Origin of the sequence: Vibrio sp. 10N.261.45.E2, from assembly GCF_002875705.1 — a bacterium.
Lineage (GTDB): Bacteria > Pseudomonadota > Gammaproteobacteria > Enterobacterales > Vibrionaceae > Vibrio.
On sequence record NZ_MCZZ01000113.1, the window covers coordinates 177,635 to 193,614 of the forward strand.

The window sequence follows — 15,980 nt, forward strand, 5'->3', positions numbered from 1 at the left end:
CTTTGGTAGAAAGTACTTTTAGCGAAAACCGCCACCTATTCAGTTTACCGTCACTCAAGAAACACGCTTTAGGCGGGTCGTTTTTTGTCATGGTACTGCTATTCATTGGATTTCTTTTCTATACCACTCTGACTTGGATGTGGGACGATCAGCGATTGCCTCTCTCCAAAATAGTACTTCAAGGCGACTTAACTTACGTAACCGCTGGTGATGTTCAACATGCTTTTGGCGAGCTTGAACACATTGGAACATTTATGTCGCAAGACATCGGCGTGTTGCAAGACAGTTTAGAAGCGTTACCTTGGGTTTCAGTGGTCTCCATTCGTAAGCAGTGGCCAGACACAATAAAAGTGTTTTTGACTGAGTACCATGCAGCAGCAATCTGGAACGGCAACATGCTGCTAAATGACGATGGTCAGGTGTTTAATGGTGATATCGGCCTGTTGAAGGGCGATAGAGTTAAGCTTTACGGCCCAGACGGCACCAGCCAAGAAGTGATAGAAAAGTGGCGACAGATAACCCCTTTGATCAACAGTCTAGGGTTAACCGTTACCTCACTCGTTCTCAATGAGCGTCGCGCTTGGCAAATAATCCTAGATAACGGTATCCGTTTAGAACTAGGTAAAGATTCTTTAGATGAGCGTGTTGAACGCTTCATTTCGCTTTACAACGAGTTAGGTAGTAAGGCGAATCAAGTGAGCTACATCGACCTCAGGTATGATACGGGAGCCGCTGTAGGCTGGTTTCCAGAGCAAGAGTTAGAAGAGAGCACAGATGACTAAGACCGCAGATGACAACATAATCGTTGGTCTTGATATAGGCACTGCGACCATATCAGCTCTGGTTGGTGAAATATTGCCTGATGGTCAAATCAATATCATTGGTTCTGGGCAAAGCCCATCCAGAGGTATGGATAAAGGTGGTGTAAACGACCTAGAGTCGGTAGTTAAGTCGGTTCAGCGAGCTATTGATCAAGCAGAGTTGATGGCGGAATGCCAAATAAGCAATGTATTTATCTCGCTATCGGGTAAACATATCGCAAGCCGAATTGAAAAAGGCATGGGCACTATCTCTGATGAAGAGGTGTCTCAAGACGATATGGATCGAGCGATCCATACCGCGAAATCAATTAAAATAGGTGATGAGCAGAGAATTCTGCACGTGATCCCACAAGAATTTACCATTGATTATCAAGAAGGGATTAAGAACCCACTTGGCTTATCTGGTGTTCGAATGGAAGTCAGTGTTCACCTAATTTCTTGCCATAGCGACATGGCGAGAAACATTATAAAAGCTGTTGAACGATGTGGTCTCACAGTAGAACAAATCGTGTTTTCAGGACTTGCCTCAAGTAATGCGGTAATTACTGAAGACGAGAGAGAGCTTGGAGTATGTGTGGTAGATATCGGTGCGGGTACAATGGATATTTCCATTTGGACTGGCGGCGCACTTCGACACACAGAAGTCTTTTCCTACGCAGGAAATGCAGTAACCAGTGATATTGCCTTCGCTTTCGGCACGCCAGTGAGCGATGCTGAAGAGATCAAAGTAAACCATGGTTGCGCTCTGAGTGAACTCGTAAGCAAGGATGACTCTGTTAACGTCCCAAGTGTTGGTGGTCGCCCTTCGAGAAGTTTGCAACGACAAACTTTGTCGGAAGTGATTGAACCGCGTTACACTGAACTTATGGGTCTCGTTAACCAAACTATTGATACGGTTCAATTACAGCTAAGAGATGAAGGTATTAAACACCACCTTGCAGCTGGCGTCGTTCTCACTGGTGGGGCGGCACAAATTGACGGATTGGTAGAGTGTGCGGAACGTGTTTTCCGCAATCAAGTTCGAGTTGGTAAGCCATTAGAAGTTAGTGGTTTAACTGACTATGTTAAAGAGCCGTATCATTCTACGGCGGTTGGTTTACTTCATTACGCAAGAGATTGTCAGATAAGTGATGAAGGTGATTACAGCGAACCTAAGCGTTCAGCACCTTCAATGTCAGGCTTGTTTGGCAAATTGCGTAATTGGATACAAAAAGAGTTTTAACCTGAGTTGCAGGAAAAAACGGAGATAACACATGTTTGAACCGATGATGGAAATGTCTGACGATGCAGTAATTAAAGTCGTTGGAGTTGGTGGCGGTGGCGGTAACGCTGTTGAGCACATGGTACGTGAATCAATCGAAGGCGTAGAATTCATCAGTGTTAACACTGATGCACAAGCCCTTCGTAAAACGAGCGTGAGCAGCGTGATCCAAATTGGTGGTGATATCACTAAAGGTTTGGGCGCTGGTGCAAACCCACAAGTTGGCCGTGATGCAGCTCTCGAAGATCGAGAAAGAATTAAAGAAGTTCTAACTGGCGCCGATATGGTATTTATCGCAGCTGGTATGGGCGGTGGTACTGGTACAGGTGCTGCTCCAGTTATTGCTGAAGTTGCGAAAGAGTTGGGTGTGCTAACGGTTGCTGTTGTAACTAAGCCATTTAGCTTTGAAGGCAAAAAGCGTTTAGCGTTTGCTGAGCAAGGTATTGAAGAGCTTTCTAAGCATGTGGATTCTTTAATTACGATTCCAAATGAGAAGCTACTTAAAGTACTTGGCCGCGGCGTAACTCTGCTAGAAGCTTTCGCGAGTGCAAATGATGTACTTAAAAACGCTGTACAAGGTATCGCTGAGCTAATTACTCGCCCTGGTATGATTAACGTCGATTTCGCGGATGTTCGCACCGTAATGTCTGAGATGGGTCATGCAATGATGGGTAGCGGTATCGCAAAAGGTGAAGACCGTGCTGAAGAAGCTGCTGAAACGGCAATTTCTAGCCCACTACTAGAAGACATCGACCTAGCTGGCGCGCGTGGCGTTCTTGTGAACATCACAGCAGGCCTAGATATGCGTCTAGATGAATTCGAAACAGTAGGTAATACAGTTAAGGCATTCGCATCTGATAACGCAACAGTTGTGATAGGTACTTCTCTAGACCCTGATATGACGGATGAAATCCGTGTAACTGTTGTAGCAACAGGTATCGGCACAGAGAAAAAACCAGACATTACATTAGTTGCTGGTGGTAAAGCTAAGGTTGCACCAACTCCTCAACCACAGGTAGCGGCTCAAACTGCGCCAAAAGTGGAAGAGAAAGTGGCACAGCCATTGCAAGAAAAAACTGAGGTTAAACCTCAAGTTAATCCGCAGCCAACAACGTCACCTGTTTCTTCAGGTACAGGCGCTAGCCAAAGTGCAGCTCCTAAGGCTGAGAAAGAGAGTGGATACTTAGATATTCCAGCATTCTTACGACGTCAGGCTGATTAACAAATACCCAAAATTTGACTATCGTCGAATTAATGGTAAAATTCGCGGTCGGTAAATACTGACCGTGATTTGTAGCACTGATAACGAGGCAAGCAGATGATCAGACAACGTACTCTGAAAGAAATTGTGAAAACAACTGGTGTGGGTCTCCACTCTGGTCGTAAAGTCACACTTACTCTTCGCCCGGCAGCTGCAAATACAGGCATTGTTTATCGTCGTACAGATGTAAATCCACCTGTAGATTTTCCAGCTGATCCAGCGTCAGTTCGTGACACTATGCTATGTACAGCTCTTGTTAATGACGAAGGCGTACGTATCTCTACAGTGGAACACCTCAACGCAGCTCTAGCGGGTATGGGCATCGACAATATTATTGTTGAAGTAGATGCTCCTGAGATCCCAATTATGGATGGTAGCGCAAGCCCATTCGTATACTTGCTACAGCAAGCGGGTGTAGAAACACTGAATGCAGCGAAGCGTTTTATTCGTATCAAAAAGCCTATCCGTTTTGAAGATGGCGATAAGTGGGCAGAATTTGTTCCATTTAACGGCTTCCGTATGGACTTTGAGATCGACTTTAACCACCCAGCAATTGAATCTGATGAGCAACGTTTGTTGTTTGATTTCTCTTCACAAGGTTTTGTGAAAGAGATCTCTCGCGCTCGTACTTTCGGCTTCATGCGCGATATTGAGTATCTACAATCTCAAAACCTAGTACTTGGTGGTAGTTTTGATAATGCTATCGTTCTAGACGAATACCGAATTCTTAACGAAGAAGGTCTACGTTTTGACAATGAGTTCGTAACTCATAAAGTACTCGATGCGATTGGTGACTTGTACATGTGTGGACACGCTATTATTGGTGAGTTCCGTGCATACAAATCAGGTCACGGCCTAAACAACCAACTACTACGTGCAGTACTAGCTGACGCAGAAGCTTGGGAATGGGCAACATTCGAAGAAGAAGTAGGCTCTCCTGTTGCATTTGCTGAACCAGGAATGGTTCTAGCGTAATTGTTGCATACAACAATATAAGATTTCGAAAACCAGGTCATTGACCTGGTTTTTTTGTATCTATTTTCCAGATACAGTGTCGTCAACATCCGAAAGTTGACGACCAAGGGGCTACAGTCTGGCTAATCCGTCAGCAATTAGAAAGAAAAGTTCCAAGCACATCAAACAAATGGGGTTATAAATGGTCGTTAGTGTGAAAATTACTTACACTAAAGGGCATTAATTTTAACTCAAGCCTTGAAAACTCTACTCTCAAGTACAATATCAAAGATACTAGATTTATCTCAGTATCCTTGGTTAGTAACTGAAGACTAGTTCATAGCTAGTAGAGACTGACGGCATTTAAAATAGATCGCGGACGATCTGAGAACGAAGAGATTCCAAGCACATGATTACTAAGCTGCTGACAAAGGTAATTGGCAGTCGCAATGACAGAACACTGCGCCGCCTTAGAAAAATTGTAAAAGAAATTAATAACTACGAACCAACGTTTGAAGCACTTTCAGACGAAGAGCTAAAAGCAAAAACGGTTGAGTTTCGTGAGCGCTTAGATAAAGGTGAATCGCTAGATCAACTTCTACCGGAAGCATTTGCCACGGTACGTGAAGCGTCTAAGCGTGTTTACGGCATGCGTCACTTTGACGTGCAAATGATTGGTGGCATGGTTCTAAATGCTGGTCAAATTGCAGAAATGCGTACTGGTGAAGGTAAGACTCTTACAGCAACCCTACCAGCTTATCTTAACGCCCTACCTAGCAAAGGTGTTCACGTAGTAACGGTGAACGACTACCTAGCCAAGCGTGATGCGGAAACAAACCGTCCATTATTTGAATTCCTTGGTATGACGGTTGGCGTGAACGTGCCAAACATGGCTCCACCAGAGAAGAAAGAAGCTTATCAAGCGGATATCCTATACGGAACAAACAACGAGTTTGGTTTCGATTACCTACGTGACAACATGGCTTTCCGTGCTGAAGATCGAGTTCAACGTGAACGCTTCTTCGCCGTAGTCGATGAAGTTGACTCAATCTTAATTGATGAAGCTCGTACTCCACTTATTATCTCTGGCCCTGCTGAAGATAGCTCAGATCTTTACACGCGTATTAACACGTTGATCCCTAACCTTGAGCGTCAAGATAAAGAAGATTCTGAAGAGTACCGTGGTGAAGGTCACTACACCATGGACGAGAAATCGAAGCAGGTTCACCTGACTGAAAACGGTCAAGAATTTGTAGAAGAGCTAATGGTGAAAAATGGTCTGATGGAAGAGGGCGACACGCTTTACTCTCCAACAAACATCAGCCTATTGTACCATGTTAATGCAGCGCTTCGTGCACACGTATTGTTTGAGAAGAACGTCGACTACATCGTTACTGATGAAGGCGAAGTGGTTATCGTTGATGAACATACTGGTCGTACAATGCCAGGTCGTCGTTGGTCTGAAGGTTTACACCAAGCTGTTGAAGCGAAAGAAGGTGTGAAGATTCAGAATGAAAACCAAACGCTAGCATCGATTACTTTCCAAAACTTCTTCCGCCTATACGAAAAACTGTCAGGTATGACAGGTACAGCCGATACAGAAGCTTTCGAATTCCAGTCTATCTACGGCCTAGAAACTGTGGTTATCCCAACCAACAAGCCTATGGTTCGTAACGATATGCCAGATGTGGTTTATCGTACTGAAGAAGACAAATTCAATGCGATCATCGAAGACATTAAAGACCGTGTTGCTGCTGGTCAGCCATCACTGGTTGGTACGGTTTCTATCGAGAAATCTGAACTACTGTCTAACGCACTGAAAAAAGCAAAAATTAAGCACAACGTTCTAAATGCTAAGTTCCACGAAATGGAAGCTGAGATCGTTGCTCAAGCGGGTACGCCAAGCGCAGTAACTATCGCAACCAACATGGCTGGTCGTGGTACCGATATCGTGTTGGGTGGTAGCTGGCAGGCACAAGTTGAGAAATTAGATAACCCAACTCAAGAGCAGATCGATAAGATCAAAGCTGACTGGAGAGTAATCCACGATAAAGTACTTGAGTCAGGTGGTCTGCACATCATTGGTACTGAGCGTCACGAATCTCGTCGTATCGATAACCAGCTACGTGGTCGTTCTGGTCGTCAAGGTGATGCTGGTTCTTCTCGTTTCTACCTTTCAATGGAAGACTCACTGCTACGTATCTTCACATCGGATCGTATGGCTGGTCTTATCCAAAGCGGTATGGACGAAGGCGAAGCGATCGAATCGAAGATGCTTTCTCGCTCAATTGAAAAAGCACAACGTAAAGTAGAAGGTCGTAACTTCGATATTCGTAAGCAGCTTCTTGAGTACGATGATGTAGCCAACGACCAACGTAAAGTGGTTTATGAGCTTCGTGACGAACTGATGAGTTCTGACGACATAAGCGAAATGATCGAACATAACCGTGAAGATGTGTTTACTTCGGTTATCGATGAGTACATTGCTCCTCAATCTCTTGAAGACATGTGGGATATCGCTGGTCTGCAAGATCGTCTGAAGAATGATTTCGATCTAGACTTTGATATTCAAGGCTGGTTGGACGAAGACGACAAGCTTTACGAAGAAGCATTGCGTGAGCGTATCCTAGGTATGGCGGTTGATTCGTACAAACAGAAAGAAGAAGTGGTTGGTGCGCAAGTGCTACGTAACTTCGAGAAGTCTGTGATGCTACAAACGCTAGACGGTCTTTGGAAAGAGCACTTGGCTGCGATGGATCACCTTCGTCAAGGTATCCACCTACGTGGTTATGCTCAGAAGAACCCGAAACAAGAGTACAAGCGCGAGTCGTTTGAACTGTTTGAAGGCCTACTAGATGTACTAAAAACAGATGTTGTTACCATTCTTTCTAAAGTTCGCGTTCAGCAACAAGAAGAAGTTGAAAAGATGGAAGCACAGCGTCAAGCTCAAGCTGAAGAGGCGGCACGTCGTGCACAAGCACAACATGCAACCGCTGAAAACCAGCTAGGTGACAATGAAGCTGAAGCAGCTTCTCCTCAAACGGTAGTACGTGATGAGCGTAAAGTGGGTCGTAATGAACCATGCCCATGTGGAAGTGGTAAAAAGTATAAACAGTGTCACGGTAAAATTGACTAAGTTTGGTGAATCGTTGCTGTAACGGATGATTGCAGTGTCGGAGGTACTCACTTACTAACGTAAGCTCCGTGCCTCCTCCTTGCACTCACCACGTCACAGCTTAGCTTCACACAAACTTATTGATAAAAAGAGTCGCTTAGGCGGCTCTTTTTGTATGTAAATTTCATGGCTTACTTTGTTACTCAAGGAAGTCGTCCCTATAGCGAGGAACGAGCGCAATAGGGAATCTCGTTTAGTTAGGCTCATGTTGTTTTAGAGCCCCAACTCAGTCGTTCCTCCTTCTTGAGGATGATGTATTCAGGGACTACGTGAGCTCAGCGTTTTATTAAGGAACACCATCAATGAAAAGAATCCATATTGTCGCGGGTATTATCTTCAACCAAGATAAGTCGCAGGTATTTATTACCAAGCGTCCAGATGATAAACACAAGGGCGGTTTCTGGGAATTTCCTGGTGGCAAGGTTGAAATTGGCGAAACCATTGAGCAAGCGATGGCTCGTGAGCTCGATGAAGAGATTGGTATTAAGGTGACAGAACAGTCTCTGTTTGAGCACCTTGAATTTGATTACACCGACAAGTCGCTTAAGTTTGATTTCATCCTAGTTACCGATTTTGAACAGCAACCTTATGGCAAAGAGGGTCAGCAAGGTGAATGGGTAAGCCTAGAATCATTGAACCAATACACCTTCCCAGAAGCAAATGTGCCAATTTTAGAGCGAGTGATAAAAGAGTTTTCGTAATTGCTAGCCTGAGTTTGAGATTGTTGTTAGTTTAAAGAGATTAATCGATTGAACGTTGCTGCAAGAGATAAGTGGTAACGGTAACCAAAACAATGGAGATATTCGCAGTGGTAAGAATTGCAATTGCAGGAGCAGCGGGACGTATGGGCCGCAACTTGGTGAAAGCCGCTCATCATAATTCAGAAGCAAGTGTTGGAGCTGGTTCGAAGCGTCCGGAATCATCTTTGGTCGGCGTAGATGTTGGCGAGCTATGCGGTGAAGGTCGTTTTGATGTCGCGCTAGTCGATGACCTATCTAAAGCCATCGAAGAATTTGACGTGATTGTCGATTTTACTGCCCCTGTTAGCACATTAGCGAATATTGAACTTTGTAAACGTCACGGCAAGAAACTGATCATCGGTACGACGGGTTTCTCTGAAGAAGAGAAGCAGGTGATTGATGCAGCTTCAAAAGAGATGGCTATCGTAATGGCACCTAACTACAGTGTTGGTGTGAACCTGGTCTTTAAGCTGCTAGAGAAGGCCGCTAAAGTGATGGGCGACTATTGTGATGTCGAGATTGTTGAAGCTCACCACCGCCACAAAGTTGATGCACCGTCAGGCACTGCGATTGGTATGGGTGAAGCTATAGCTGGTGCGATGGGCAACAAGCTAAATGATGTAGCCGTATGGTCACGTGAAGGTATTACTGGCGAACGTACTAAAGATGAGATTGGTTTTGCTACGATTCGTGCTGGTGACATCATTGGTGAGCACACCGCTATGTTTGCTGATATCGGTGAGCGAGTAGAAATTACCCATAAAGCTACGGATCGAATGACTTTTGCCAATGGCGCTATCAAGGCTGCGGTTTGGTTAAATGATAAACCCGCGGGCTTTTATACCATGACCGATGTGCTTGGTTTGAACGACCTGTAAATGGATATTTATGCGCTGGCAATTGCCGGCGCTTTCTTTGTTTGATGCCTTTTCCTTAGTAATCTCACTTCTAGTCACTCCCTTAAGTTTCCTTTCTATCGCTATTTACCCTTAGTTTTAATGTTGTTTATGTTGGCTTTGGTGTGTTTTTTGTTTTAGTTCTTTAAATTGTCATGTTTTCTCTTTGTATTTATCGATTGCGTTTTGTTGCTGATATTTTTGTCACTCTATGGTTGTCTAAAATGAGGGGTGAGAATTAGAAAATCGTAATATTCAGGCTAAACGAACATAAAAGTTTAACTTTTGAGGCTTTGGTGGGGTAAATTGAATTAGTCCTTACAAATGTTTAATTTCTTTTGAGTTAAATGTTGACACGTATCACGCAGATCACTAAAATACCGCCAATTTGTCTAATTTCCATAAACACGCAGTTTTTGGTGTTGCAGGAAGGTAGATTTGCAAATTAAATCAATTTTAATGCATTTTTATTTCTGGAGGTTGTCTTGAAGAAGTCAGCATTACTCGTCCTAGAAGATGGGACAGTATTTCACGGTGAAGCCATTGGCGCTGTAGGTTCTGCAGTTGGTGAAGTCGTTTTTAATACCTCGATGACGGGGTACCAAGAAATCCTCACTGATCCTTCCTATTCTCAACAAATCGTTACCCTTACTTACCCTCACATTGGCAATACCGGAACCAATTCCGAAGACGAAGAATCTTCTTCAATCCACGCTCAAGGCCTTGTGATTCGCGATCTCCCTCTAATCGCTTCTAACTTCCGTAATGAACAATCCCTTTCTGATTACCTTAAGTCGCAAAACGTTGTTGGTATCGCTGATATCGATACTCGTAAGCTGACGCGTATTCTTCGTGAAAAAGGCGCGCAGAACGGTTGCATCGTAGCGGGTAACAACCTAGACGAAGCTTTGGCTCTAGCTAAAGCAAAAGAATTCCCTGGCCTGAAAGGTATGGACCTTGCGAAAGAAGTTACAACAAAAGAAGCGTATCAATGGAAACAAGGTTCGTGGACGCTTACGGGTGGACTTCCTGAAGCGAAAGCAGACTCTGAATTGCCATACCACGTTGTTGCTTATGACTTCGGTGCAAAACGAAACATCCTACGAATGCTTGTTGACCGCGGCTGCCGCCTAACGGTTGTTCCAGCTGAAACTTCTGCTGAAGAAGTACTAGCTCTAAACCCAGACGGTGTTTTCCTTTCAAATGGCCCTGGTGACCCAGAACCATGTACTTACGCAATTGAAGCGACAAAAGTGTTCCTAGAAAAAGGCTTACCAATCTTCGGTATCTGTCTAGGTCACCAGATTCTTGCTCTTGCGTCAGGTGCTAAGACAGTGAAGATGAAGTTTGGTCACCACGGTGCAAACCACCCGGTTAAAGATTTAGATCGTGATGTTGTGATGATTACTTCGCAAAACCACGGCTTTGCTGCTGACGAAGACACCCTTCCAGAGACACTACGTGCAACGCACAAATCACTATTTGATGGTTCTCTACAAGGTATTCACCGTACAGACAAACCAGCATTCAGCTTCCAAGGCCACCCTGAAGCAAGCCCAGGTCCAGAAGACGCAGCGCCGTTATTCGACCACTTCATTGAACTAATTAAACAGCACACAGCGTAATTCGGAGTAGTAGACAATGCCAAAACGTACTGACATTAAAAGTATTCTTATTCTAGGTGCTGGCCCGATTGTTATCGGCCAAGCATGTGAGTTCGATTACTCTGGTGCTCAAGCTTGTAAAGCGCTTCGCGAAGAAGGTTACCGAGTTATTCTTGTAAACTCGAACCCAGCGACAATCATGACTGACCCAGATATGGCAGATGCAACTTACATCGAACCTATCCAATGGGAAGTTGTGCGTAACATCATCGCTAAAGAGAAGCCTGATGCAGTTCTACCTACCATGGGTGGCCAAACTGCATTGAACTGTGCTCTAGACCTAGAAAAGCACGGCGTTCTTGAAGAGTTCGGTGTTGAAATGATTGGTGCAACGGCTGACGCTATCGATAAAGCAGAAGACCGTTCACGCTTCGATAAAGCAATGAAAGCAATTGGCCTTGAGTGTCCAACTGCTGATACAGCGAAAACGATGGAAGAAGCTTACAAAGTTTTAGACATGGTTGGCTTCCCTTGTATCATTCGTCCATCATTCACGATGGGTGGTACTGGTGGCGGTATCGCTTACAACAAAGAAGAATTTGAAGAAATCTGTCGTCGTGGTTTGGACTTATCTCCAACTAACGAACTTCTTATCGATGAATCACTTATCGGTTGGAAAGAATACGAGATGGAAGTGGTTCGTGACAAAAACGACAACTGCATCATCGTATGTGCAATTGAAAACTTCGACCCAATGGGTATTCACACAGGTGACTCAATCACTGTGGCTCCAGCTCAAACGCTGACAGATAAAGAATACCAACTAATGCGTAACGCATCTCTAGCGGTACTGCGTGAGATTGGTGTTGAAACAGGTGGCTCAAACGTACAGTTTGGTATCAACCCGAAAGATGGCCGTATGGTTATCATCGAGATGAACCCACGTGTATCTCGCTCTTCAGCACTAGCTTCTAAAGCAACAGGTTTCCCAATCGCTAAGATTGCAGCGAAACTGGCTGTTGGCTTCACGCTAGACGAGCTAATGAATGACATCACTGGCGGCGCAACGCCAGCATCATTCGAACCAACAATCGACTACGTAGTAACTAAGATTCCTCGTTTTAACTTCGAGAAATTTGCAGGTGCTAACGACCGTCTAACGACTCAAATGAAGTCTGTTGGTGAAGTTATGGCTATCGGCCGTAACCAACAAGAATCTCTACAAAAAGCACTTCGCGGCCTAGAAGTTGGCGCAACTGGTTTTGACGAAATGGTAGACCTAGACGCACCTGATGCTCTAACGACTATCCGTCACGAACTGAAAGAAGCTGGCGCAGAGCGTATTTGGTACATCGCTGATGCATTCCGTGCTGGTATGTCGGTAGATGGTGTGTTCAACCTAACGCAAATCGACCGTTGGTTCCTAGTTCAAATCGAAGACATCGTTAAGCTAGAGCAAGAACTTAAAGCGAAAGGCTTTGCTGGTTTAAATAAAGACGAGCTAAACAAACTTAAGCGTAAAGGTTTTGCAGATGCGCGCCTATCTAAGATTCTAGGTGTAGCGGAAAGCGAAATCCGTCGTCTGCGTGACCAATACGATATCCACCCAGTTTACAAGCGTGTAGATACGTGTGCGGCTGAGTTCTCTTCTGATACGGCTTACATGTACTCATCTTACGATGACGAGTGTGAAGCGAACCCAACAGACAAAGATAAGATCATGATTCTAGGCGGCGGTCCAAACCGTATCGGCCAAGGTATTGAATTTGACTACTGTTGTGTACACGCATCACTAGCACTACGTGAAGATGGCTACGAAACTATCATGGTTAACTGTAACCCTGAGACAGTTTCTACAGACTACGATACATCTGACCGTCTGTACTTCGAACCAGTAACTCTGGAAGACGTACTAGCAATCGCACGTGTTGAGAAGCCAAAAGGCGTTATCGTTCAGTACGGTGGTCAAACGCCACTTAAACTGGCTCGTGCTCTTGAAGCTGCTGGCGTACCAATCATCGGTACTAGCCCAGACGCAATCGACCGTGCAGAAGACCGTGAGCGTTTCCAAGTTGCTGTAGACCGCCTAGGCCTACTTCAGCCAGAAAACGCGACAGTAACAACAATGGAGCAAGCGGTTGAAAAATCTCGCGAAATCGGCTTCCCACTTGTTGTACGTCCTTCTTACGTACTTGGTGGTCGTGCGATGGAAATCGTATACGACGAGCAAGATTTACGTCGCTACTTCAACGAAGCAGTAAGCGTTTCAAACGAATCTCCAGTACTACTTGATAGCTTCCTAGACGACGCTGTTGAAGTCGACGTAGATGCGATTTGTGACGGTGAGCGCGTTGTAATCGGCGGTATCATGGAGCACATCGAGCAAGCGGGTGTTCACTCAGGTGACTCAGCATGTTCTCTTCCTGCATACACGCTAAGCCAAGAAATCCAAGACGTAATGCGCGAGCAAGTTGAAAAGCTAGCGTTCGAGTTGGGTGTTCGTGGTCTGATGAACACGCAGTTTGCTGTTAAGAACAATGAAGTGTACTTAATCGAGGTTAACCCTCGTGCAGCACGTACGGTTCCATTCGTATCTAAAGCAACTGGCGCACCAATCGCTAAGATTGCCGCTCGTGTAATGGCGGGTCAATCGCTAGAGTCTCAAGGCTTTACGAAAGAAATCATCCCACCTTACTACTCAGTGAAAGAAGTTGTACTTCCATTCAACAAGTTCCCTGGTGTTGACCCATTGTTAGGCCCAGAAATGCGCTCTACTGGTGAAGTTATGGGTGTTGGTGCGACGTTCGCAGAAGCTTACTCTAAAGCTGAATTGGGTTGTGGCAACATCTACCCAGAAGGCGGCCGTGCACTTCTTTCTGTTCGCGAAGGCGATAAAGAGCGTGTTGTTGACCTAGCTTCTAAGCTATCTAAGCTTGGCTACCAGCTAGATGCAACACACGGTACAGCGGTTATCCTTGGTGAAGCGGGCATCAACCCACGCCTAGTAAACAAGGTACACGAAGGTCGTCCTCACATTCTTGACCGTATCAAGAACAACGAGTACACGTACATCGTGAACACTGCAGCTGGCCGTCAAGCGATTGAAGATTCTAAAGTACTTCGTCGTGGCGCATTGGCTGAGAAAGTTAACTACACGACTACGCTAAACGCTGCATTCGCGACTTGTATGGCGCACACTGCAGACGCGAAAACGTCAGTAACTTCAGTTCAAGAACTACACGCTCAGGTTAAAGCTTCTCAAGCTTAATCACCTAAAGTGTATCGCTGTTAAGCGGATATAAATGCTCAAAGCCCACTCTTCGGAGTGGGCTTTTCTATGTCTGTAATTCTGCGGCAACTAAATGATGAATATTTGGAATAGGTTAGAATCTTGTGTTTCGTTATTGATCGCCTGCTGTGAGTGGTAACTTGTCGCTACACGGGACTTTAAGGCGTTGGGTATATGGAAATCACTCTAGAAATATTGGCTATCTTGTTTGTTGTTGCAACGGCAGCTGGTTTTATTGATGCAATGGCTGGCGGCGGTGGATTGCTGACTCTACCTGCACTGCTAGCGGCTGGAGTCCCACCAACACAAGCGTTGGCAACGAATAAGCTGCAAAGCTCATTTGGCAGCTTCTCTGCGAGTTGGTACTTTGTGCGTAACGGTATCGTCAGTATTAAAGAGATGCGCCTCGCTATCTTTTGTACCTTTATAGGTTCTGCGATTGGTGCGGAATTAGTGCAGTACATTGATGCGAGCCTTTTGACCAGTGTGATCCCACTGCTACTTATCGCTATCTCACTCTATTTCCTATTAGCACCCCAAACTAGAGCGTCTGAAGGAAAACAAAAGATCTCTGAGGCGATGTTTGCTCTGTGTATTGGTGGTGGCGTGGGTTTCTATGATGGCTTCTTTGGCCCAGGAACCGGTTCTATCTTCACGGTTTGTTTTGTTGCGATTGGTCATTTCTCGCTAGTCGATGCTACAGCGCGCACCAAGGTCTTGAACTTTACCTCGAATATTGCCGCGTTGATCTTCTTTATTTTAGCTGGCTTGCCAATTTGGGAGTTGGGATTAGTGATGGCCGTCGGCGGTTTTATGGGCGCTCAGCTTGGCGCTAAAGTTGTGGTGACAAAAGGGCAGAAATGGATTCGCCCTCTTGTGATCGTTATGTCGATGCTAATGGCGTCTAAACTGCTTTGGGAACAGCATCAACAATGGATTCTATCAGTGTTTTAACTCGTTGAGACTGATAGCTATTTGGTCTCACACAGATGTGAATCGGTCTAATTAATCCTGCTATTTCGGGGAAACTATACAAGTATTGAGGCTCAATATTGAGTGTCTTTACGATAGATAGTGGGATTAACGCAGGCCCAGTCCCACCCAACGCAAGTTGCGCGGCTGCTGTGTAAGCATCCATCTCCATCAAAGGCTTGATGCCAAACTTTTCCAACACAGATAATTGATAAGAGTTAGCAGGGTTGGTCATATCATTGGTAATCACCAATGGAGGTAGCTCCGTTAGCGGTGATTTACTCACTATGTAAAACGGCTCATCAAACAAGTGAAATGTCATTAACCCATGATGCGGTGGCAACAAGCCCGCGCATAACCCTAAGGTCGCTTTGCCTGATTGCACTCTTTCTATGATTCGAGGTGTGTGGTTGGTGGTAATGGTGATGTATTTATCCTGTTGGATAAATTGCCCCATCATGTCACCTAAATAACCCGCTATCAGAGACTTAGAGCTGTCTAGGGTAATTAGAGTGGTATCTTCCAACTCTTGCTGTTCATAAATAAGCCCACGAAGTTCATTGAAAGCAGGGCCAATACTCTCGATCAATGCTATCGCATCTGGCGTCAGTTTGATCTGTCGACCACTCGGCTCGATGAGTTTTTTACCTAGCTTCTTTTCTAAATTTGCAATCCGTTTGCTGACCGCTGATTGGCTGATATAAAGCAAACTGCCTGTACGGCTCATGGTTTTTGCTTTGCTCAATACCAGTAGGGTTTCGATTCCTTCGAGTAGCATTGTGTTCTATTGATGAAAGTTGGGAATGATTAAACCAAGTTACCTCAAACACTCTTCATTCTCTAGATTTGAAGTGAAAGGTTTGAACTCAGTTAGGTATTTTAAATTGGGAACGTAAAGTGTCATGAAAGATCATAAGAATGGATTGTAGAGTGAGCAGGATTAAAAAAGGCTCCTTTGCGGCTGTCTCTTGATCACAAGTCTGATTGATCAAGAGACTTAGCGAGTT

At 44.9% G+C, this 15,980-nt stretch carries 11 protein-coding genes; 10 read left to right on the plus strand and 1 reads right to left on the minus strand.

Annotated features, from left to right (window positions below; genetic code table 11):
- Nucleotides 1-2: 2 nt before the first annotated feature.
- The 10 genes from BCT34_RS10310 (at nt 3) to BCT34_RS10355 (ending at nt 14,955) form a co-directional block, all read left to right on the plus strand.
- Nucleotides 3-782, plus strand: coding sequence for a cell division protein FtsQ/DivIB (locus BCT34_RS10310; protein ID WP_026084087.1), 780 nt, complete (start codon nt 3-5; stop codon nt 780-782).
- The gene (gene ftsA, locus BCT34_RS10315) at nt 775-2,043 is read left to right on the plus strand and encodes a cell division protein FtsA (RefSeq protein ID WP_010434747.1); all 1,269 of its coding nucleotides are present in this window, start codon (nt 775-777) and stop codon (nt 2,041-2,043) included. The genes BCT34_RS10310 and ftsA overlap by 8 nt, the downstream gene beginning before the upstream one ends.
- 31 nt (nt 2,044-2,074) lie before the next feature.
- Nucleotides 2,075-3,304, plus strand: a complete 1,230-nt coding sequence (gene ftsZ, locus BCT34_RS10320; protein ID WP_076651102.1) for a cell division protein FtsZ — start codon at nt 2,075-2,077, stop codon at nt 3,302-3,304.
- A 96-nt stretch (nt 3,305-3,400) separates the two neighbouring features.
- Nucleotides 3,401-4,318: a UDP-3-O-acyl-N-acetylglucosamine deacetylase gene (lpxC, locus tag BCT34_RS10325; RefSeq protein ID WP_010434751.1), complete on the plus strand. Its 918-nt coding sequence runs from the start codon at nt 3,401-3,403 to the stop codon at nt 4,316-4,318.
- Between the two features lie 388 nt (nt 4,319-4,706).
- Nucleotides 4,707-7,433 (plus strand): preprotein translocase subunit SecA, encoded by a 2,727-nt coding sequence (gene secA, locus BCT34_RS10330; RefSeq protein WP_076651103.1) that lies wholly within the window; start codon nt 4,707-4,709, stop codon nt 7,431-7,433.
- 341 nt (nt 7,434-7,774) lie between these two features.
- Nucleotides 7,775-8,173: an 8-oxo-dGTP diphosphatase MutT gene (gene mutT, locus BCT34_RS10335; RefSeq protein ID WP_076651104.1), complete on the plus strand. Its 399-nt coding sequence runs from the start codon at nt 7,775-7,777 to the stop codon at nt 8,171-8,173.
- 92 nt (nt 8,174-8,265) lie between these two features.
- Nucleotides 8,266-9,090, plus strand: coding sequence for a 4-hydroxy-tetrahydrodipicolinate reductase (dapB, locus tag BCT34_RS10340; protein WP_083702759.1), 825 nt, complete (start codon nt 8,266-8,268; stop codon nt 9,088-9,090).
- A gap of 503 nt (nt 9,091-9,593) precedes the next feature.
- A complete protein-coding gene (gene carA / locus BCT34_RS10345) occupies nt 9,594-10,733 on the plus strand; it encodes a glutamine-hydrolyzing carbamoyl-phosphate synthase small subunit (RefSeq protein ID WP_017109272.1) in 1,140 nt (379 codons plus the stop codon).
- A gap of 16 nt (nt 10,734-10,749) precedes the next feature.
- A complete protein-coding gene (gene carB / locus BCT34_RS10350; protein ID WP_061019048.1) occupies nt 10,750-13,980 on the plus strand; it encodes a carbamoyl-phosphate synthase large subunit in 3,231 nt (1,076 codons plus the stop codon).
- A gap of 195 nt (nt 13,981-14,175) precedes the next feature.
- Nucleotides 14,176-14,955: a TSUP family transporter gene (locus tag BCT34_RS10355; protein ID WP_076651105.1), complete on the plus strand. Its 780-nt coding sequence runs from the start codon at nt 14,176-14,178 to the stop codon at nt 14,953-14,955.
- On the opposite strand, the gene BCT34_RS10360 is transcribed toward BCT34_RS10355, so the two are convergent.
- The gene (locus BCT34_RS10360; protein ID WP_076651106.1) at nt 14,906-15,751 is read right to left on the minus strand and encodes a LysR family transcriptional regulator; all 846 of its coding nucleotides are present in this window, start codon (nt 15,749-15,751) and stop codon (nt 14,906-14,908) included. The genes BCT34_RS10355 and BCT34_RS10360 overlap by 50 nt on opposite strands.
- Between the last annotated feature and the right edge of the window lie 229 nt (nt 15,752-15,980).

Excerpts from the sequence above, each read along its gene's own strand:
- BCT34_RS10360 (WP_076651106.1), bottom strand. The coding sequence starts at position 15,751 with ATGCTACTCGAAGGAATCGAAACCCTACTGGTATTGAGCAAAGCAAAA.
- lpxC (WP_010434751.1), top strand. The coding sequence starts at position 3,401 with ATGATCAGACAACGTACTCTGAAAGAAATTGTGAAAACAACTGGTGTG.
- BCT34_RS10355 (WP_076651105.1), top strand. The coding sequence starts at position 14,176 with ATGGAAATCACTCTAGAAATATTGGCTATCTTGTTTGTTGTTGCAACG.
- dapB (WP_083702759.1), top strand. The coding sequence starts at position 8,266 with ATGGAGATATTCGCAGTGGTAAGAATTGCAATTGCAGGAGCAGCGGGA.
- ftsZ (WP_076651102.1), top strand. The coding sequence starts at position 2,075 with ATGTTTGAACCGATGATGGAAATGTCTGACGATGCAGTAATTAAAGTC.
- mutT (WP_076651104.1), top strand. The coding sequence starts at position 7,775 with ATGAAAAGAATCCATATTGTCGCGGGTATTATCTTCAACCAAGATAAG.
- carB (WP_061019048.1), top strand. The coding sequence starts at position 10,750 with ATGCCAAAACGTACTGACATTAAAAGTATTCTTATTCTAGGTGCTGGC.
- ftsA (WP_010434747.1), top strand. The coding sequence starts at position 775 with ATGACTAAGACCGCAGATGACAACATAATCGTTGGTCTTGATATAGGC.
- secA (WP_076651103.1), top strand. The coding sequence starts at position 4,707 with ATGATTACTAAGCTGCTGACAAAGGTAATTGGCAGTCGCAATGACAGA.